Genomic DNA, 18,906 nt, shown 5'->3' on the forward strand with positions numbered 1-18,906 from the left:
CGTCGTGCAACCGGATTCGCCGTATCAGCCGATCGGCTGATGCCACTTCCTATGCCATCCGTCATCGAATTGACTGCTCCCCCCTCTGATTATGAAGGGCAGGGCATCCTCCGGGCCCCGGTGACAGACATGCGCAAGTCGTACGGCGGCCGGGCAGCCGTCAGCGGGGTGAGTTTCGCCGTCGAGGAGTGCGAGATCTTCGGGACCTCCGGTCCGAACGACGCCGACAAGACTTCTACGAGAACCCACTCGACCGGGCGCTGCTCGCCGAGCGTCTCGGGATGACGTCCAGGCTCGCCACCTGGTTCGGCAAGCTCTCCGCTTGAAGCAGTGGCGGGCATCGCCACTCGCTATGAGAAGACCGAGACCATCTACCCGGCCGGACTCCACATCGCGGGCATCCTCCTCTGGCCCGCCCGGTGATTCCACTGAGCCCTACGATCTGGCGATCTCCTGCCGGAGCTCCTGGGTGAAGCGACGCAGGAGGTCCAACGTCTCCCGGAACTCGGCCCGGCGGTCGTCCCTGCCGTCGGTGGGCCGGGTGCTCCAGACGCGACGCGCGAGAGCATCGGCAAGGTCGACGGTGTCGCCGGCGCACAGCAGGTAGAGGGCTGACCGCGCTTCCTGCATCCGGTTCGCCAACTCGTTGGCTCCGGGACCGTCGTCACTCAGCTGTGTTTCCTTCAGGTAGTCGAGTAGCTGGACTACAGACGTATTGAAGCCGACCCCGGCTTTGAGCTTCTGTTCGCGCAGCCACATCCGGTCCTGTCGGCGCGCAGTGAACCAGGAACCGAACACCACACCTATGAGCCCGAAACCGGCCCCGAGGGCCACGGACAGCATGCTCTCCAACGTCAACTCCCCCCGAGGAACAGCCGACGCCAGGTTACAGAGGCCGTTGGGGGAGCAACCCGCGATGCGCACGCTCACATGCCAAGGACTCGGTGATCCGCACGAAGGCCTAGCCGACCACCCTCAGCAGCAGCACCGCCCGCGCCGGCACCGTGATCGCCATCCCCGCCTCGTGCACCACCCCCGGTGCCTCCGCCTGCTCCTCCCGTGAGGTGTCCACGAGCACCTCGTAGCGCTCCGCCCACGGCGGCCCCGGCAGCAGGAACTCCGCCGGGCGGTCGCCGGCGTGCAGGACGGTCAGGAAGCTGTCGTCCAGGACCGGCGCCCCGCGTTCGTCGCGGCCGGGGATGTCCCGCCCGGAGAGATACATACCGAGAGTGGCGGCGGGCGCGTACCAGTCGCCCTCGGTCATCTCCTCGCCGTGTGCCGTGAACCAGGCCAGGTCGCGCAGTCCGTCCGCCGAGTGGGCACGGCCCGAGAAGAAGGAGCGGCGGCGCAGCACCGGATGGCGGTGGCGCAGTGCGATGAGCCGGGAGGTGAGGTCGAACAGCTGACGCCAGGCCGGGTCTTCCAGCAATCCCCAGTCCAGCCAGCTGATCTCGTTGTCCTGGCAGTAGGCGTTGTTGTTGCCGCGCTGCGTGCGGCCCAGCTCGTCGCCGGCGACCAGCATCGGAACGCCCGTCGACAGCAGCAGGGTCGTCAGCAGATTACGCAACTGCCGCCTGCGCAGCGCCCGTACACCCTCGTCGTCCGTCTCGCCCTCCACCCCGCAGTTCCAGGAGCGGTTGTCGCCGGCGCCGTCACGGTTGTTCTCACCGTTGGCCTCGTTGTGCTTCGCCTGGTACGACACCAGGTCGCGCAGGGTGTAACCGTCGTGCGCGGTGATGAAGTTGACGGAGGCGTAGGGGCGGCGGCCGCCCCAGGCGTAGAGGTCGCTGGAGCCGGAGAGGCGGTAGCCGAGGTCACGGACGTCCGGGAGGGCCCCGCGCCAGAAGTCGCGGACGGCGTCCCGGTAGCGGTCGTTCCACTCCGTCCACAGGGGCGGGAAGGCGCCTACCTGGTAGCCGCCGGAGCCCACGTCCCACGGTTCGGCGATCAGTTTCACCCGGCGCAGCACCGGGTCCTGGGCGATGACCGCGAGAAAGGGGGAGAGCATGTCGACGTCGTGCATCGAGCGGGCCAGCGCGGCCGCGAGGTCGAAGCGGAAGCCGTCCACGCCCATCTCGGTCACCCAGTACCGCAGCGAGTCCGTGATCAGACGCAGCACATGCGGGTGGACCACATGCAGGGTGTTGCCGCAGCCGGTGTAGTCGGCGAAGTGCCGGGCGTCGTCCTGGAGCCGGTAGTAGCCGCGGTTGTCGATGCCCTTCAACGACAGCGTCGGCCCCAGCTCGCCCGCCTCGGCGGTGTGGTTGTAGACCACGTCGAGGATGACCTCGATCCCGGCCGTGTGCAGCGCGCGCACCATCCGCTTGAACTCGCCGACCTGCTGTCCCGTCGTACCTGAGGCGGCGTAGGCCGCGTGCGGGGCGAAGTAGCCGATGGAGTTGTAGCCCCAGTAGTTCTTGAGGCCCCGCTTCAACAGGTGGTCCTCGTGAGCGAACTGGTGGACGGGCAGGAGTTCCACGGCCGTGACACCGAGATTCAGGAGGTGCTCGACGGCGGCCGGGTGGGCCAACCCCGCGTAGGTGCCGCGGAGTTCCCCGGGTATGCCCGGGTGCAGTCTGGTGAAGCCGCGCACATGCAGCTCGTAGATGACGGAGTCCGCCCACGGGGTCTTCGGGCGGTGGTCGTCGGACCAGTCGTCGTCATCGTGGACGACCACGCCCTTCGGGACGTGCGGCGCCGAGTCCCGGTCGTCGCGGACGGTGTCGGCGACCCGCTGGTCCGGCCAGTCCCGCACATGCCCGTACACCTCGGGCGGCAGGCCGAACTCCCCGTCCACCGCACGCGCGTACGGGTCGAGCAGCAGCTTCGCCGGATTCCAGCGGGCACCGGTCCACGGGTCCCAGCGGCCGTCGACCCGGTAGCCGTACCGCTGCCCCGGCAGCACACCCGGCACGAACCCGTGCCAGATCTCGTGCGTCAGTTCGGTCAGCGGGACCCTGGTCTCCCGCCCCCGCTCGTCGAAGAGACAGAGCCGGACCGCCTCGGCCCCGGCCGCCCACAGGGCGAAGTTGGTGCCGGCCACCCCGTCCGGGCCGACCCGGAACCGGGCGCCCAGCGGAGTCGACGACCCCGGCCAGGCCGCCGGGACGGGCAGGGCCGTCCCGTTCACCGCGGGGGCGTCCGCCCTCGGGGCCCGCGCCCGTGCTCCCTGCTGCTCGGCTGCGCTCGTCACCTGTCGGCCCCTTTTTTGTTCCGCGGCTCGCCGACCCCCGGGGCGCACCCCACCCGTGTCCGGGCAGCCGACCGTGCCCGGACTCCCGGTCCCGGGCACGGTCGGCGGCTCGCTACGGCACGCCCGCGACGGCTCTCGCACGGGCGCGGCGGCTCCCCAGCTCGTCGTCCTTCCCTCTGTTCTGCCCAGTGCCGGCGTCGCACTCACGTTTCCCCGGGGCGTACCCGCTCGTTGAGTCCCACGTGAGTCATGCACAAGGGCGCGCACGGCGCGCGGGGGCCGCGTTGGCCGCGGTACTGACATGGGCGGGGCTGCTGGCGGGAGCCGTCGGCTGCTCCTCCGACGACACGGAGGGGCTGGGCATCGACCACGTCCTCGGGGGCGCGCCCCCGGCCCCCGAGGACGTCATCCGCATCTCCCCGGACGACGGCACCAAGGCCGTACGCCCAGGCGAACGGCTGACGGTACGGGTGCCCAGCGGCCGTCTGGAGTCCGTCAGCGTCGTCAAGTCCCAGGACGCCCAGGACTCCCCGGTCCCCGGGCGTATCGGCGCGGACGGCATGACCTGGCGGCCGGACGACCCGAAACTCGCGCTCGCCGCCAAGTACACGGTCGACGCGGTCGCCCTGGACGGCCACGGTCGCCGCTCCGCCCGCCACACCACCTTCACCACCCTGGTCCCCGACGAACGCTTCATCGGGTACGTCACCCCCGAGAACCGTGCCACCGTCGGCACCGGGATGATCGTCTCCCTCGCCTTCAGTCGCGAGATCGAGAACCGCGCCGCCGTCGAACGCGCCGTCCAGGTCACCGCGAAGCCCGCGGTCGAGGTCCGCCCGCACTGGTTCGGCAAGAACCGCCTCGACTTCCGCCCCGAGCACTACTGGCAGCCCGGCACCGTCGTCACCGTCGGCCTCGAACTCCGCGACGTCGAAGGGGCCCGAGGGGTCTACGGTCTCCAGCACAAGACGTTCACCTTCACCGTCGGCCGCAGCCAGGTCTCCCTCGTCGACGCGTCCGAGCACACGATGGAGGTCCGCCGCGACGGCGACCTGCTCGCCACCGTCCCGATCACCGCGGGCGCGCCCGCCCACACCACCTACAACGGGAAGATGGTGGTGATGGAGATGCACGAGGTGACTCGCATGAACAGCCGCACGGTCGGCTTCGGCGGCGAGTACGACATCCCCGACGTCCCGCACGCCCTCAAACTCACCGACTCCGGCACCTTCCTGCACGGCAACTACTGGGCGCCGGACGCCCCCGGACGCGTCAACGTCAGCCACGGGTGTGTGGGCCTGCGCGATGTGAAGGGCGGCAGCTCGGACACGCCCGCGGGCTGGTTCTACGACCGCAGCCTGATCGGGGACGTGGTCGAAGTCGTGCACAGCAACGACAAAACAGTCGCTCCCGACAATGGCCTCGGAGGATGGAACATGGGGTGGAAGGAGTGGAAGGCGGGCGGCGCGGTCAAGTAACCAGGTGGGGGGCCGGGCCGGTGGGGCGGGAAGTTGCGACGCAACGGTGACATTCGCCCAACACCAAGCTCAAAACCCTGCGGTTACTATGCGCCAATGCGCGATCGGGACGCGCCCGGGGTGGGCCTGACCAGGCCCTGGGAGGGGAGAAGGACTTTGGACGTACGGCCGATATCGGGGACGGCGGTTCGGGCTCGCGGGAAGGGCCTGGCCGTCGCGGCCGGTGTTCTGCTCATGGCCGTCACCGCGTGCGGGGGCGGCTCCTCCGGCAAGGGGAGCGGGGACACCAAGCAGAAGGACTCCACGACACAGGCGAGCAAGCAGTCCGTCGCCACCGTGACCATCAGCCCCAAGTCCGGGGCGACCGGTGTGGACACCAAGGGGGCGCTCAAGGTCGGCGCGGCCAAGGGCAAACTGACCGAGGTACAGGTCAAGGACTCCAGGGGCAACGAGGTCGACGGCGCGATCGCGGCGGACGGCGCCAGCTGGACGCCGGCGGCCCACCTCGCCAACTCCACGAAGTACACGGTGCACGCGGTCGCGAAGGACGCCGAGGGGCGTGAGTCGGCCGAGGACTCCACGTTCACCACGCTCACCCCGAAGAACACGTTCACCGGCTACTTCACACCGGAGGACGGTTCCACGGTCGGCGTCGGCATGCCGTTCTCCATACGTTTCACCCGGGGCATCACCGACCCGGCCGCCGTCGAGAAGGCGATAACCGTCAAGACCGAGCCGGCGGTCGACGTCGAGGGCCACTGGTTCGGCAACGACCGCCTCGACTTCCGCCCCGAGAACTACTGGAAGTCCGGCACGAAGGTCTCCGTCACGCTCAACCTCAACGGCGTCGAGGGCCGCGCCGGGGTGTACGGCCAGCAGGCCAAGACCGTGAAGTTCACGATCGGCCGCAACCAGGTGTCCGTGGTCGACGCCAAGAAGCACACGATGAAGGTCATGCAGGACGGCAAGGTCGTGAAGACCCTCGCCGTCACGACCGGCAAGCCCGGCTACGACACGTGGAACGGCCAGATGGTCATCAGCGAGAAGCTGCGGGTGACCCGGATGAACGGCGAGACGGTCGGCTACGGCGGCGAGTACGACATCAAGGACGTGCCGGACGCGATGCGGCTGACCACGTCCGGCACCTTCATCCACGGCAACTACTGGGGTGGCGACGCCTTCGGCAACTACAACGCCAGCCATGGCTGCGTGGGGTTGCGGGACATCCGGGGCGGGGGCGACCGGGGGCTGCCGGCTGCCTGGTTCTACGACCACTCGATCATCGGGGACGTGGTGACCGTGAAGAACTCGCATGACGCGACGGTCCCTCCGGACAACGGTCTGAACGGGTGGAACATGTCCTGGAAGGAATGGACCAAGTAGTCCTTCCGGGGCGCGGATGAACCGGCGTTAACCTGCTGGGCATGACTGTGACCCTCGAAGTCGCCGAAGGCGTCGGGACCCTCCGTCTCGACCGGCCCCCGATGAACGCCCTTGACGTCGCCACCCAGGACCGGCTCAGGGAACTGGCGGAAGAGGCCACCCGCCGCGAAGACGTCCGCGCTGTCGTGATCTACGGCGGCGAGAAGGTCTTCGCGGCCGGGGCCGACATCAAGGAAATGCAGAACATGGACCACGCCGCCATGATTCTGCGCTCCCGTGGCCTCCAGGACTCCTTCACCGCCGTCGCCCGGATTCCGAAGCCGGTCGTCGCCGCCGTCACGGGGTACGCCCTCGGCGGCGGTTGCGAGCTCGCTCTCTGTGCCGACTACCGGATCGCCGCCGACAACGCGAAGCTCGGTCAGCCGGAGATTCAGCTGGGGCTCATCCCGGGGGCCGGGGGCACCCAGCGGCTGCCCCGTCTGGTCGGGCCCTCCAAGGCCAAGGACCTGATCTTCACGGGCCGTATGGTCAAGGCGGACGAAGCCCTCGCCATCGGTCTGGTCGACCGGGTCGTCCCCGCCGCCGACGTCTACACGGAGGCGCACGCCTGGGCGGCCAGGCTCGCCCAGGGGCCCGCGATCGCGCTCAGGGCCGCCAAGGAGGCGATCGACACCGGCGTCGAGACCGACCTGGAGACGGGGCTCGCCGTCGAACGGAACTGGTTCGCCGGGCTGTTCGCGACCGAGGACCGCGAGCGCGGCATGCGGAGCTTCGTGGAGGAGGGGCCGGGCAAGGCGAAGTTCCTGTGACCTTCGCCTGGTTGTGAAAGCCCCGGACCACTTGCAATTGACGTGATGTCTGATTCCCGGGTCCCTCGATGGGGCGGTTTATGGGAGCCTTAAGGCGCCCTTAAGTCTGCCTTGTCGAGGGAGTCTGTCGATTGCCAGGAGATGAGCCGTCATCGCAGGTCGGGCGGGCTGCCGGCGGCCCCGAAATGCCGATGGCATATGCCGTTCGGCCGGTGCCGGGCGGAGTCCTCGCGGAGGCGTATTCCTCCGGAACGGCCCCGGAGGGCCCGCAGGGCGGCCATGATGGGGGCATGGCGGGGCTGGAGGGCATCGAACAGCCGCGGGGACACAGCCGTGCGGCCGCGGCGCGGTGGTCGCCTGCGGTCGAGGACGAGCGGGCACTCAAGGCGATCGAGCTGTTCGGCAACCCGACGGAAGCAGAGGTTCCGCTGCCGTCCCGCCCCGAGTCCGCCGCCACCGCCCGCCGGCTCGCCCAGGTCGTCGTCCTGCGTCAGTGGCGGCTCAGCCCCAAGATGACGGAGGACGCGGTCCTGCTGGTCTCCGAACTCGTGGGCAACGCCGTACGACACACCGGTGCCCGCGTGTTCGGACTGCGGATGCGCCGCCGCCCGGGATGGATCCGGGTGGAGGTACGGGATCCCTCGCGGGGGCTGCCCTGTCTGATGCCGGTTCAGGACATGGACATCAGCGGGCGGGGCCTGTTCCTGGTGGACAAGCTGTCGGACCGGTGGGGCGTCGATTTGCTGCCGCGAGGCAAGACGACATGGTTCGAGATGCGGGTGGCTGACCGATGAGGGGCTCGCTGGCCCCCTGTCAGGTCAATCAACCGATTTCTTACCCCGCGCCCCTTAAATAGGACGGGTGACCACCACCAACCGACGCGACGTCCTCCGAGCAGGCGCCGGCCTCATCGCCGGAGGCGCGCTCGCCACCGGTTGCGGCAACACCGGTACAGACGCGCCGCCCTCGCATCCTGCCGCCAACCCCACCACGGCCAAGCCCACCTCGGCCACCTCCGCCTCGGCCACCCCCACCCCCGTCGCCCCCACTCCCCGCGCCTTCCCCCGACAGCCACTCCAGATCACCCACGGCCCCCGCGCGAGCACATCCGTCGCGCTCACCTTCCACGGCCAGGGCGACCCCACCATCGCCACCCAGCTGCTCACCACCGCCGAGAAGCACGGCGCCCACCTCACGGTCCTGGCCGTGGGCAGCTGGCTCGACGCACACCCCGCCATGGCCCGCCGCATCCTCGACGGCGGCCACGACCTCGGCAACCACACCCAGCGGCACATCTCCATCAACGCCATGGCCGAGGCCGACGCCCGCCAGGAGATCACCGACTGCGCGGACCGCCTCAGGCGGCTCACCGGGTCGATCGGCAGCTGGTTCCGCCCGTCCAGGGCGCCCACCGCATCAGCCCTCGTCGCCCGGCTCGCGACCGAAGCCGGCTACCCGCACGTGCTGTCGTACGACGTCGACTCGCTCGACTACACCCGGCCCGGTGCGACGGCCATCACCCGCAAGGTGCTCGCGGAGGTCAAGGGCGGCTCGGTGGTGAGCATGCACTTCGGGTACCCGGACACGGTCGCCGCCCTTCCCGCCGTACTCCAAGAACTCGACCGCCGCGGACTGCGCGCGGTCACCACCACGGAGCTGCTGAGCTGATGCGAACCATGAAAGCCGCCCGGCTGCCGGCCGTCGGCGCCGTCCTCGCCGTCCTGACGCTGCTGCCCGCGTGCAGCGGCGGCCCCGAGACGCCGGCCGCCCGCACCCCCGCTCCCACGCAGTCGCAGGCGAAGAAGGCGGACCCGGTCGTCGACGTGCTGCCGGGAATGCCCCCGGTCCTCGACCCGACCGACGTGTACTCCGCCGACCGCCCCGGCAACCTCTCGCCCGTCGTCAAGGACTTCCCGTCCCGGATCTACGTCCCCAACACCAACTCCGACACCGTCTCCGTCATCGACCCGAAGACGTACAGGGTGACCGACACCATCCGGGTCGGCCGCCAGCCCCAGCACGTCGTGCCGTCCTGGGACCTGAAGACCCTGTGGGTCAACAACGACCTGGGCAACAGCCTCACCCCGATCGACCCGAGGACCGGCCGGGCCGGCAAGCCGGTCGCCGTGCACGACCCGTACAACCTGTACTTCACGCCCAACGGCAGGTACGCCATCGTGATGGCCTCCGCGGACCGGCAGTTGGTGTTCCGGGACGCCCACACCATGAAGACCGTCAAGACCGTCCCGGTCAGCTGCTACGGCGTCAACCACGCCGACTTCTCCCTGGACGGCCGGTACTTCATCGTCTCCTGCGAGTTCAGCGGGGAGGTGCTCAAGGTGGACACCGAGAAGATGGAGGTGCTCCGGCAGGAGAAACTGCCGTTCCACGGCGCCATGCCGCAGGACGTCAAGGTCTCGCCCGACGGCAAGCTGTTCTACATCGCCGACATGATGGCCGACGGGCTGTGGATCCTGGACGGCGACACCTTCACCAAGCCCACCTTCCTCGCCACCGGCAAGGGCGCCCACGGGCTGTACGTCAGCCGGGACTCCCGCGAGATGTACGTCTCCAACCGGGGCGAGGGCACCATCTCCGTCTTCGACTTCGCCCAGAACCGGCTGACGGAGAAGTGGCGGCTGCCGGGCGGCGGCAGCCCGGACATGGGCGGGGTGTCGGCGGACGGCAAGATCCTTTGGCTGTCCGGACGTTACAACTCCGAGGTGTACGCCATCGACACCCGCACCGGCACCGAACTCGCCCGCATCCACGTCGGCAGCGGCCCGCACGGCCTCGCCGTCTATCCGCAGCCGGGCCGCTACTCCCTCGGCCACACCGGCATCTTCCGCTGACCGCGCCGCCGCGGCCGGTGGTTCACGTCCTGAGCAGCAGCGCCTCGGCGCCGACCGGCAGATAGCCGGCCGCCTGGAACGCCCGCACGCTGCGGGCGTTCCCCGGGGCGACCTGCGCCCACAGGGGCTCCTCGGCCAGCTGCCGGGCGGCGGTCACCAGTGCCCGGCCCAGCCCTCGCCGTCGTACCCCCTCATCCACCTCCACCGAGACCTCGAGCCGCCCGGCGACCCCCCGGCCCAGGACGACCACTCCGCCCTCCGTCGCCCAGGCGCGCACCTCGTCACGGCGGGCGCGGGCGTAGGCGACCCGGGAGGGGTCGGGGCCGGTGAGTTCGGTCAGCGGGAGGTCCGGTCGGCCGGGGAGCGGGGTGGCGACCAGCAGCGCGTCGATCGTCTCCTGCTCGCGGCCCGTGCGGTCCATCAGAGCGACCAGGAAACGCGCGTTCATGGTCGCGCAGAGCGGGTCGCAGGGGGTCGCGCGCAGGGTGTCGTACACCCACTCCGGGTCCTCGTCGACGAAAACCACCGAGTGCGCGGTGAAGGAGAGGACCCCCGCGTCCCGGCCGGAGGGCTGCGGGACGACGGTCGTTCGGCCGTCCGGTGGCGGGAAGACACCGCGGGCCGCCGCGTCGAGAATGTCCCGCAAGGTCTCCATGGCCGTGCCCGCTCCTTGAGCCTTGAGTCTCCACCCACTGGAAGGCCCACACTCGCAGACATGATCGAAGACAGCACCGGACTTTTCACCATCGGTGAGCTGGCGCGCGCCACGGGGCTGACCGTGCGCACCATCCGCTACTGGTCCGACGAGGGTGTGCTCACCCCGGCGGGCCGGTCGTCCGGCGGCTACCGGCTGTATGACGCCGAGTCCTTCGCCCGCCTTGAGCTGATCCGCACCCTGCGCGAACTGGGCCTCGGCCTGGCGCATGTGCGTGCGGTGCTCTCCGGCGAGCAGACCGTGGCGGAGGTCGCGGCGGCGCATGTGGCCGCGCTGGACGCGCAGATCCGGTCGTTGAAGGTGACCCGGGCGGTGCTGTCGACCGTGGCCCGACGCGGTTCGAGTGCGGAGGAGACGACCCTGATGAACAAGCTGGCACGGCTGTCGGCTGCCGAGCGGCGGCGGATCCTCGAGGAGTTCGTCGAGGAGACGCTGCACGGGCTGGACACCGTCGACCCGGAGATCCGCAAGCGGATGCTCGCCACCGTGGCGGATCTGCCGGAGGACCCGACCCCTGAGCAGGTCGACGCCTGGGTGGAGCTGGCCGAGATGCTCCAGGACCCGGACTTCCGGGCCCAGATGCGCCGGGCGACCGAATTCAACGCGGCCGACCGGGGGCCCGAGGTGCCCGCCGGGACCTCCCTGTGGTTCATGAAGCGGCTCATCGACCTGGCGGGCGACGCACGTCGGCGGGGCATCGCACCCGAGGCACCCGAGGCCGACGAGGTGCTGCGGGCCCTGCTCGGCGACGGCAACGCGGCCGTCGTACTGGAACGGCTGGACAGCGCGTTCAACCACCGGGCCGCCCGCTATCGCGAACTGCTCTCCACGCTGAAGGGGCTGCCCCTGGTTGCTCACGCGGAGGAGATCGCCTGGGTGGCCGCCGCTCTGCGGGCTCGCGTGGACCGTTAATCTGACCTGCGACAGTACGCCGACACGGCATGAGCAATACGAACAAAAGGGGCGGATCGGTGGCGGACATCGAAGAAGCGCGCATCCACTTCCAGCGGATCGATGCGGACGGTGACGGTTTCATCACCGCCGCCGAGTTCAAGACCGCCCTCGCGCAGGGGGGCGACTGGAACGTCACCGAGACGGTCGCCCAGGCGATCATCAACAGCCGCGACCTGAACGGCGACAAGGTTCTGTCGTTCGACGAGTTCTGGGCCCACCTGAGCAAGTAGGCGCCGGCGACGAAGAGCGAAGGGGGGCCCGGATCCCGGGCCCCCCTTTCTCCTGCCCGGGGTGCGGTGCCGCCGGACCCTGCGCCGGCGCGCGGTCGTCGCGCAGGAGCAGCACGTCCAGCGCGGTGAGCAGCCGCTCCCGGCCCGGCAGGCCCGCCGGCCGGTTCGCCGAGCAGCGTCAGCCGGGGCTCGGGCATCAGGGCGGGGGCGGCGATCAGGGTCCGTCCGCGCTGGCCCTGCGACAGCGTGGGCCGGTGGGCCTCCCGGTGCGCGGCCAGCCCCGGCGTCCCGGTCAACGCCAGTGCGGCAGCGGCGCCACGGGCCGTCCGGTTCCGGGAGGCCGCAGCGTTCGACCAGGTCGAGGAGGAGTGCGGCGAGGCGGGCGGGGACCGGTTCGGTGATGCCGGCGCGCTGGGCGTCCGCCTCGCGCAGCCGTCGTACCGGCGTCTGCTCGAAGGCGGCGGCGATGCCGGGGCGGGCCCGGGCCAGCACGTGGAAGCGGCCGGCGGGCAGCTGCAGAAGGTCGGCGGCGGTGGCCGTGACCAGCGTGGCGGAGCGGCGGCCGTTCTCCACCGAGGCCTGCTCGCCGAGGAGTTCACCGGAACCGCGCAGCGCGAGCAGGGCGCGGTAGCCGGCGTGCGACTAGGCGATCACCTTGACCCAGCCGTGCACCAGCACGACGACATGGTCGGCGTCCTCGCCCTGGGTGAGGAACTGCCGGCCGGCGACGAGCGGGACCCGCGTCGCCGCCCGCAGCAGCGCCGCCCGGTTAGCTGCGTCGAGGGCCTCCCAGAAGGGCGCGGGGCTGGTCACCACGGATCACAGTGTGGCCCCGGCACACCGCACAGAAACCTGACGGAGCCTCCAGCCACGCTCAATTCCCCTTGATCGCCCATGCCTTGAGGGCGGCTTTGTCGGCGAAGTCCGCCACGTTCTTGTCGTGCGGGTCGCTGGTGTACTGGTGGAAGCGCCACTTGGCCTTGATACGCGGGTGGCCGGCGCTGACGTAGTCGGCGATCCAGAGGCCGTCGCCGGCGAACGAGGTGGTGTCGATGGTGAGCCAGAAGTTGCGGTTGGTGTACAGCACCACCCGGTTGCTGGGCCGCAGTTCCTGCACTGTTCGAATGAAACGATCCTTTTCGGCGTTGCTCGCATGCGTGCCGTCGCCGGTGGTCTCCCAGTCGACGGCGAGGATCTCGCCCGCCTTCTCGGGGGCGTGCGTGACGAAGTACTCGGCTTGGGCGGTGAGGTTGCCCGGCCAGAGGAAGTGGTAGTAGCCGACGACCAGTCCGGCGTCGCGTCCGGTCTTGGTCTGGGCGGCGAGCTTGGGGTTGACGTACGAACGCCCCTCCGTCGCCTTGATGAAGACGAAGGAGAGGCCGTCCGTGTCGTAGGCGGAGGACTGGTAGGCGCTCACGTCGATTCCGTGCAGCATGTGGGGGACTCCCTGGATGCCGGTGGGGGAGACAGGAGTTGGGGGGCGGGAATTGCAACTGCGTATTCCGTTATTCCCCGGATCGGCACGGGCGATCCGCGTGGGCGCGTGAATTGTCAGCTCCGGGCGGCCACGTCACCGAGCACGGCCGCCCGCTCCCCACGACGACATCGTGCTCGTCGTCGCCGAACTGACCGCCGACGCCGTACGGCCCCGCGCCGAACGCCTTCCGCCCCGTTCGGCCGGCCTCTGTGCCGCCGACACGGAGGCAACCGCCCGCGGGCTGCTCATCGTGGCGGGCCTCGCTGCTCGCTGGGACCGGCACCCGCGTTCTGACAGGCCGGGCACAACGGTATGGGCGAGCTACTCCCTCAGCACTCGATGATGTTCACCGCCAGCCCGCCCCGGGCGGTCTCCTTGTACTTGACGCTCATGTCGGCTCCCGTGTCCTTCATGGTCTTGATGACCTTGTCCAGGGACACCTTGTGGGAGCCGTCGCCGCGCATGGCCATGCGGGCCGCGGTGACCGCCTTGACCGCGGCCATGCCGTTGCGCTCGATGCAGGGGATCTGGACCAGGCCGCCGACCGGGTCGCAGGTGAGGCCGAGGTTGTGCTCCATGCCGATCTCGGCCGCGTTCTCGACCTGCTCCGGGGAACCGCCCAGCACCTCGGCCAGCGCGCCGGCCGCCATCGAGCAGGCGGAGCCGACCTCGCCCTGGCAGCCGACCTCGGCGCCGGAGATGGAGGCGTTCTCCTTGAAGAGCATGCCGATCGCGCCGGCGGCGAGGAGGAAGCGGACCACTCCGTCCTCGTCGGCGCCGGGGACGAAGTTGATGTAGTAGTGCAGGACCGCGGGGATGATGCCGGCGGCGCCGTTCGTGGGGGCGGTGACCACCCGCCCGCCCGCCGCGTTCTCCTCGTTCACGGCCATCGCGTAGAGCGTGATCCACTCCATCGCGTGTGCCAACGGATCGCCCTCGGCGCGCAGTTGGCGCGCGGTGATGGCGGCCCGGCGGCGGACCCGCAGACCGCCCGGCAGGATGCCCTCGCGGGACATCCCGCGCGCGACGCACGCCTGCATCACCCGCCAGATGTCCAGCAGACCCTCGCGGATCTCCTCCTCGGTACGCCAGGCCCGCTCGTTCTCCAGCATCAGCGCGGAGATCGACAGACCCGTCTCCTTCGCCAGGCGCAGCAGCTCGTCGCCCGTGCGGAAGGGGTACTTCAGGACTGTGTCGTCCAGTTTGATGCGGTCCGCGCCGACCGCCTCCTCGTCGACGACGAACCCACCGCCGACCGAGTAGTAGGTCTTGGACAGCAGCTCCGCCCCGGACGCGTCGTACGCCCACAGGGTCATGCCGTTCGCGTGGTACGGGAGGGTCTTCCGGCGGTGCAGCTTCAGGTCGGCGTCGAAGGAGAACGCGATCTCGTGTTCGGCAAGGAGCGACAGGCGTCCCGTGCTCTTGATCGCCTCGATGCGGTCGTCCGCCGTCTCCACGTCGACCGTGCGCGGCGAGGCGCCCTCCAGGCCGAGCAGTACCGCCTTCGGGGTGCCGTGGCCGTGGCCGGTCGCACCGAGGGAGCCGTACAGCTCGGAGCGTATCGACGCGACGGATTCCAGCAGCCCCTCGTTGCGCAGGCGTCGTGCGAACAGGCCGGCCGCGCGCATCGGCCCGACGGTGTGGGAGCTCGACGGGCCGATGCCGATCGAGAACAGGTCGAAGACCGAGATGGCCACGGGAACTCCTCCAAAGGGGGTGGGGGCACACGTCGTCGGGTGCCCCCACCAGGGAACTACTTGTTCAGACCGGGGTAAAGCGGGTGCTTCGCCGTCAGGGCCTCGACCCGGGCCTTGAGGGCCGCCGCGTCGTAGGACGGCTTCAGCGTCTCGGCGATCACGTCCGCGACCTCGGCGAAGTCCTCGGCCGTGAAGCCGCGGGTGGCCAGCGCCGGGGTGCCGATCCGCAGACCCGAAGTCACCATCGGTGGCCGCGGGTCGTTCGGGACGGCGTTGCGGTTGACCGTGATGCCGACCTCGTGGAGACGGTCCTCGGCCTGCTGCCCGTCCAGTTCGGACGCGCGCAGGTCGACGAGGATCAGGTGGACGTCCGTGCCTCCGGACAGGACGTTCACACCGGCCTCGCGGGCGTCGGGCGCGGTGAGCCGCTCGGCGAGGATGCGCGCACCCTCCACCGTACGGCGCTGGCGCTCCTTGAAGTCCTCCGAGGCGGCGACCTTGAAGGAGACCGCCTTCGCCGCGATCACATGCTCCAGGGGACCGCCCTGGAAGCCCGGGAAGACGGACGAGTTCAGCTTCTTCGCGAAGGCCTGGCGGGCCAGGATGATGCCGCCGCGGGGACCGCCGAGCGTCTTGTGGGTGGTGGAGGTGACCACGTCGGCGTACGGCACCGGGTTCGCGTGCAGACCGGCGGCCACCAGGCCGGCGAAGTGGGCCATGTCGACCCACAGGTAGGCCTCGACCTCGTCGGCGATCCGCCGGAACTCGGCGAAGTCCAGTTCGCGCGGGTACGCCGACCAGCCCGCGATGATCACCTTCGGCCGGTGCTCCTTGGCGAGCCGCTCCACCTCGGCCATGTCGACGAGACCGGCGTTGTCGACGTGGTAGGCCACGACGTCGAACTGCTTGCCGGAGAAGTTCAGGCGCATGCCGTGGGTGAGGTGGCCACCGTGGGCGAGGTCCAGACCCAGGATGGTGTCCCCGGGCTGGGCCAGCGCGAACAGGGCCGCCTGGTTGGCGGAGGCACCGGAGTGCGGCTGCACGTTGGCGTACTCGGCGCCGAACAGCTCTTTCACCCGGTCGATGGCGATCTGCTCGGTGACGTCGACGTGCTCGCAGCCGCCGTAGTAGCGGCGGCCCGGGTAGCCCTCGGCGTACTTGTTGGTGAGTACCGAGCCCTGCGCCTCCATGACCGCGACCGGAGCGAAGTTCTCCGAGGCGATCATCTCCAGGGTGGACTGCTGGCGCTCCAGCTCGGCGTCGACCGCGGCCGCGACCTCCGGGTCGAGCTCGTGCAGGGGCGTGTTCAGAACGGACATCTTTTTCTACGACTCCTCAGCCGGTGTCTCTACGGTCCTCAGCCGGCGGTGAAGGCGGTGTACTCGTCGGCGGAGAGCAGGTCGGCCGGCTCGTCCGCGACGCGCACCTTGAACAGCCAGCCGCCCTCGAAGGGGGCCGAGTTCACCAGGGACGGGTCGTCCACGACGTCCTCGTTGACCTCGGTGATCTCACCGGTGACCGGCGAGTACAGGTCGGAGACCGACTTGGTCGACTCCAGCTCGCCGCAGGACTCGCCCGCGGTCACGGTGTCGCCGACGGCCGGGAGCTGGACGAAGACGACGTCACCGAGCGCGTTGGCCGCGTGCTCCGTGATGCCGACCGTCGCCACGCCGTCCGCGGCGGCCGACAGCCACTCGTGCTCCTTGCTGTAACGCAGCTGCTGGGGGTTGCTCATGGCCTGAATTCTCCTGTACGCGGGGGAGTGCTGGTGAAAGAGGACTGCTGGAAAGAGATGTGAGCAGCGGAAATGTGCGCAGGGTCACGCGCCGCCGCGTTCAGTGTCTCCTCTGGGTCTACCTCTGGGGTCTACTTCTGGCGCTTGTAGAACGGCAGCGCCACGACCTCGTACGGTTCGTGGCTGCCCCGGATGTCCACGGCCACGCCCGCCGTGCCCGGCGCCGAGTGCGCCGCGTCGACGTACGCCATGGCGATGGGCCTGCCCAGGGTGGGGGAGGGGGCACCGGAGGTGACCTCGCCGATCACCTCGCCGCCGGCGACCACCGGGTACCCGGCGCGCGGCACCCGGCGGCCCTCGGCGATCAGGCCGACCAGCACCCGCGGCGGCCGGGCGGCGGCGCGGTCGGCGGCCTCCCGGAGCGCCTCGCGCCCCACGAAGTCGCCCTCCTTCTCGAACTTCACCACCCGGCCGAGCCCGGCGTCGAAGGGGGTCAGCGAGGTGGTCAGCTCGTGCCCGTAGAGCGGCATGCCGGCCTCCAGGCGCAGGGTGTCCCGGCAGGACAGCCCGCAGGGCACCAGGCCGACACCCTCACCCGCCTCGGTGAGTGCCTGCCACAGCCGCACCGCGTGTTCCGGCTTCACGAACAGCTCGAAGCCGTCCTCGCCGGTGTAGCCGGTGCGCGCGATCAGCGCCGGGACCCCGGCGACGGTGCCGGGCAGCCCCGCGTAGTACTTCAGGCCGTCCAGGTCGGCGTCGGTCAGCGACTTCAGGATGCCCGGCGACTCGGGCCCCTGGACGGCGATCAGCGCGTACGCGTCCCGGTCGTCCCGCACCTCGGCGTCGAACCCGGCGGCACGCTCCGCCAGCGCGTCGAGGACCACCTGGGCGTTGGAGGCGTTGGCCACGACCATGTACTCGGTGTCGGCCAGCCGGTAGACGATCAGGTCGTCGAGGATGCCGCCGTCGGCCCGGCAGATCATGGTGTAGCGGGCGCGCCCGACACCGACGGAGGCGATGTTGCCGACCAGCGCGTGGTTCAGCAGGGCGGCGGCCTGGGGGCCGGTCACGGTGATCTCGCCCATGTGGGAGAGATCGAAGAGCCCGGCCCTGGTCCGCACGGCGACATGCTCGTCGCGCTCGGAGCCGTAGCGCAGGGGCATGTCCCAGCCGGCGAAGTCGGTCATGGTCGCGCCGAGCGCGCGATGCACGGCATCGAGCGCGGTACGGCGGAGTCCAGCGGAATCGGAACTGCTCATCGGTCGGTCGTCTCCCAAGGGTCCCAGGGCATGACAGGCGAGGTCTGTCCTCCCCATCTGTCATCGGAACCTGAGAGGTTCGCCCTGACCACACGAGTGGTCACGGCTTGCACCTTGGGTGGGGCCACTGACACAGCGGCCCGCTTTTCAGATGTGCCTCGCCCGCGCGGTAACGGGGCCTGAGAGATTCAAGGGAGGGACTTGCTCCTTCGGCGCCCCAGCGAAGACTGCTGGGGACTCTCCCGCGCGGATTCAAGCGGCCGGTATGCAGTTGGCGGGCACATCATTGCATGCCGGGCGGAGCTTTGTAACAGGGCTGTGGCGCGGAGCGGACGGAACCGCGAGACACCGTGCATTACCTTCTCTTTACGTTAAGTGGGGAGAACCTTTCCTGAACCCCCGGGGAGGACGATCACGGTGACAAGGACCACGGCATACGGGACGACGGGCATCACCCTGCCGGGACAGCCGACGGCCCCGGCCCGCGAGCGGTGTGACAAGCGCCCCGCACCGGTCGTCCGCGATCTGCGCGACCGGGCCGGACACAGCCCGCACGGCCTGCTCTTCGGCCCGCGTGACCTGGTCGTGGTCACCGGGCTGCCCGGCAGCGGCAAGTCCACCCTGATGCACCGCACCGTCCAGGGCATCCGGATCGACTCCCAGGACACCCGCGACCGCTGGGACGCCCGCCTGGCCCGCTTCCTGCCGTACACCCTCTACCGCCCGCTGGTCCGCCTCGCCCACTACGCCGGACTGCGCCGCGCGCTGCGCACCGGCGAGGGCATGGTCGTGCACGACTGCGGTACCCAGGCCTGGGTGCGTGACTGGCTGGCCCGCGAGGCCCGCCGCCGCGACGGCACCCTGCACCTGCTGCTCCTGGACGTGACGCCGGGCACGGCACTGGACGGTCAGCGCGAGCGTGGCCGGGGCGTCTCCCGGTACGCCTTCCTGCGCCACCGCCACGCCGCCGCCCGCCTGGTGCGTGCGGTGGAGAAGGGCGGCCCGCCCCAGGGCGTCGGCTCGGCGGTGCTCCTGGACCGGGACGCGGCTGACGTGCTGTGCCGGATCGCCTTCGAGAAGGCGGAGAAGCTCGCGGGGTGAGGCTTTCCGGCAAGCGAAGCGCT

At 70.2% G+C, this 18,906-nt stretch carries 18 protein-coding genes, 1 pseudogene and 2 riboswitches; of the genes and pseudogenes, 10 read left to right on the forward strand and 9 right to left on the reverse strand.

Annotation, left to right across the window (positions count from 1 at the left end; all coding sequences use genetic code 11):
* Positions 1-51: 51 nt before the first annotated feature.
* Positions 52-240, forward strand: a pseudogene (locus ACZ7OO_RS21205) (hypothetical protein); the annotation flags it as partial.
* Between the two features lie 195 nt (positions 241-435).
* Here ACZ7OO_RS21205 and ACZ7OO_RS21210 read toward each other — a convergent pair.
* Both ACZ7OO_RS21210 and glgX read right to left on the reverse strand, forming a co-directional pair.
* Positions 436-852, reverse strand: a complete 417-nt coding sequence (locus ACZ7OO_RS21210; RefSeq protein ID WP_471506938.1) for a hypothetical protein — start codon at positions 850-852, stop codon at positions 436-438.
* A 109-nt stretch (positions 853-961) separates the two neighbouring features.
* Entirely contained in the window at positions 962-3,193 is a 2,232-nt protein-coding gene (glgX, locus tag ACZ7OO_RS21215) for a glycogen debranching protein GlgX (RefSeq protein ID WP_471506522.1), read from the reverse strand.
* Between the two features lie 242 nt (positions 3,194-3,435).
* On the opposite strand from glgX, the gene ACZ7OO_RS21220 reads away from it, so the two are divergent.
* The 6 genes from ACZ7OO_RS21220 to ACZ7OO_RS21245 all read left to right on the forward strand — a co-directional run bounded on the left by ACZ7OO_RS21220 (position 3,436) and on the right by ACZ7OO_RS21245 (position 9,715).
* Positions 3,436-4,671 (forward strand): L,D-transpeptidase, encoded by a 1,236-nt coding sequence (locus ACZ7OO_RS21220; RefSeq protein WP_471506524.1) that lies wholly within the window; start codon positions 3,436-3,438, stop codon positions 4,669-4,671.
* Positions 4,672-4,827: 156 nt separating this feature from the next.
* Positions 4,828-6,054, forward strand: a complete 1,227-nt coding sequence (locus ACZ7OO_RS21225; RefSeq protein WP_471506940.1) for a L,D-transpeptidase — start codon at positions 4,828-4,830, stop codon at positions 6,052-6,054.
* Between the two features lie 41 nt (positions 6,055-6,095).
* Positions 6,096-6,863: an enoyl-CoA hydratase/isomerase family protein gene (locus ACZ7OO_RS21230; RefSeq protein ID WP_352219246.1), complete on the forward strand. Its 768-nt coding sequence runs from the start codon at positions 6,096-6,098 to the stop codon at positions 6,861-6,863.
* A gap of 290 nt (positions 6,864-7,153) precedes the next feature.
* Positions 7,154-7,657, forward strand: coding sequence for an ATP-binding protein (locus ACZ7OO_RS21235; RefSeq protein WP_471506526.1), 504 nt, complete (start codon positions 7,154-7,156; stop codon positions 7,655-7,657).
* 67 nt (positions 7,658-7,724) lie between these two features.
* Entirely contained in the window at positions 7,725-8,531 is an 807-nt protein-coding gene (locus ACZ7OO_RS21240; protein ID WP_471506528.1) for a polysaccharide deacetylase family protein, read from the forward strand.
* Complete coding sequence (locus ACZ7OO_RS21245) at positions 8,531-9,715, forward strand: YncE family protein (RefSeq protein WP_471506530.1); 1,185 nt, start codon at positions 8,531-8,533, stop codon at positions 9,713-9,715. The genes ACZ7OO_RS21240 and ACZ7OO_RS21245 overlap by 1 nt, the downstream gene beginning before the upstream one ends.
* 22 nt (positions 9,716-9,737) lie before the next feature.
* On the opposite strand, the gene ACZ7OO_RS21250 is transcribed toward ACZ7OO_RS21245, so the two are convergent.
* Positions 9,738-10,370: a GNAT family N-acetyltransferase gene (locus ACZ7OO_RS21250; protein ID WP_471506532.1), complete on the reverse strand. Its 633-nt coding sequence runs from the start codon at positions 10,368-10,370 to the stop codon at positions 9,738-9,740.
* 60 nt (positions 10,371-10,430) lie between these two features.
* Here ACZ7OO_RS21250 and ACZ7OO_RS21255 point away from each other — a divergent pair, with 60 nt between their 5' ends.
* Complete coding sequence (locus ACZ7OO_RS21255) at positions 10,431-11,342, forward strand: helix-turn-helix domain-containing protein (RefSeq protein WP_471506534.1); 912 nt, start codon at positions 10,431-10,433, stop codon at positions 11,340-11,342.
* A 59-nt stretch (positions 11,343-11,401) separates the two neighbouring features.
* Positions 11,402-11,614, forward strand: a complete 213-nt coding sequence (locus tag ACZ7OO_RS21260) for an EF-hand domain-containing protein (protein WP_471506942.1) — start codon at positions 11,402-11,404, stop codon at positions 11,612-11,614.
* A 642-nt stretch (positions 11,615-12,256) separates the two neighbouring features.
* On the opposite strand, the gene ACZ7OO_RS21265 is transcribed toward ACZ7OO_RS21260, so the two are convergent.
* The 6 genes from ACZ7OO_RS21265 to gcvT all read right to left on the reverse strand — a co-directional run bounded on the left by ACZ7OO_RS21265 (position 12,257) and on the right by gcvT (position 17,782).
* Complete coding sequence (locus ACZ7OO_RS21265; RefSeq protein WP_471506536.1) at positions 12,257-12,430, reverse strand: hypothetical protein; 174 nt, start codon at positions 12,428-12,430, stop codon at positions 12,257-12,259.
* A 58-nt stretch (positions 12,431-12,488) separates the two neighbouring features.
* A complete protein-coding gene (locus ACZ7OO_RS21270) occupies positions 12,489-13,049 on the reverse strand; it encodes a glycoside hydrolase family 25 protein (RefSeq protein WP_471506538.1) in 561 nt (186 codons plus the stop codon).
* Positions 13,050-13,420: 371 nt separating this feature from the next.
* The gene (locus ACZ7OO_RS21275) at positions 13,421-14,788 is read right to left on the reverse strand and encodes an L-serine ammonia-lyase (protein ID WP_471506540.1); all 1,368 of its coding nucleotides are present in this window, start codon (positions 14,786-14,788) and stop codon (positions 13,421-13,423) included.
* Positions 14,789-14,844: 56 nt separating this feature from the next.
* Complete coding sequence (gene glyA / locus ACZ7OO_RS21280) at positions 14,845-16,107, reverse strand: serine hydroxymethyltransferase (RefSeq protein ID WP_471506542.1); 1,263 nt, start codon at positions 16,105-16,107, stop codon at positions 14,845-14,847.
* 38 nt (positions 16,108-16,145) lie between these two features.
* Positions 16,146-16,523 (reverse strand): glycine cleavage system protein GcvH, encoded by a 378-nt coding sequence (gene gcvH, locus ACZ7OO_RS21285; protein WP_352219263.1) that lies wholly within the window; start codon positions 16,521-16,523, stop codon positions 16,146-16,148.
* 131 nt (positions 16,524-16,654) lie between these two features.
* The gene (gcvT, locus tag ACZ7OO_RS21290; RefSeq protein ID WP_471506545.1) at positions 16,655-17,782 is read right to left on the reverse strand and encodes a glycine cleavage system aminomethyltransferase GcvT; all 1,128 of its coding nucleotides are present in this window, start codon (positions 17,780-17,782) and stop codon (positions 16,655-16,657) included.
* A gap of 47 nt (positions 17,783-17,829) precedes the next feature.
* A riboswitch (glycine riboswitch) is annotated at positions 17,830-17,939 on the reverse strand.
* Positions 17,940-18,037, reverse strand: a riboswitch (glycine riboswitch). It lies immediately after the preceding riboswitch.
* Positions 18,038-18,193: 156 nt separating this feature from the next.
* Here gcvT and ACZ7OO_RS21295 point away from each other — a divergent pair.
* Positions 18,194-18,883: an AAA family ATPase gene (locus tag ACZ7OO_RS21295; RefSeq protein ID WP_471506944.1), complete on the forward strand. Its 690-nt coding sequence runs from the start codon at positions 18,194-18,196 to the stop codon at positions 18,881-18,883.
* The last annotated feature ends 23 nt before the right edge of the window (positions 18,884-18,906 follow it).

The sequence above is a fragment of the Streptomyces sp. NPDC111744 genome (assembly GCF_055634995.1).

Excerpts from the sequence above, each read along its gene's own strand:
- ACZ7OO_RS21235 (WP_471506526.1), top strand. The coding sequence starts at position 7,154 with ATGGCGGGGCTGGAGGGCATCGAACAGCCGCGGGGACACAGCCGTGCG.
- ACZ7OO_RS21255 (WP_471506534.1), top strand. The coding sequence starts at position 10,431 with ATGATCGAAGACAGCACCGGACTTTTCACCATCGGTGAGCTGGCGCGC.
- gcvT (WP_471506545.1), bottom strand. The coding sequence starts at position 17,782 with ATGAGCAGTTCCGATTCCGCTGGACTCCGCCGTACCGCGCTCGATGCC.
- glyA (WP_471506542.1), bottom strand. The coding sequence starts at position 16,107 with ATGTCCGTTCTGAACACGCCCCTGCACGAGCTCGACCCGGAGGTCGCG.
- ACZ7OO_RS21230 (WP_352219246.1), top strand. The coding sequence starts at position 6,096 with ATGACTGTGACCCTCGAAGTCGCCGAAGGCGTCGGGACCCTCCGTCTC.
- gcvH (WP_352219263.1), bottom strand. The coding sequence starts at position 16,523 with ATGAGCAACCCCCAGCAGCTGCGTTACAGCAAGGAGCACGAGTGGCTG.
- ACZ7OO_RS21245 (WP_471506530.1), top strand. The coding sequence starts at position 8,531 with ATGCGAACCATGAAAGCCGCCCGGCTGCCGGCCGTCGGCGCCGTCCTC.
- ACZ7OO_RS21250 (WP_471506532.1), bottom strand. The coding sequence starts at position 10,370 with ATGGAGACCTTGCGGGACATTCTCGACGCGGCGGCCCGCGGTGTCTTC.
- ACZ7OO_RS21270 (WP_471506538.1), bottom strand. The coding sequence starts at position 13,049 with ATGCTGCACGGAATCGACGTGAGCGCCTACCAGTCCTCCGCCTACGAC.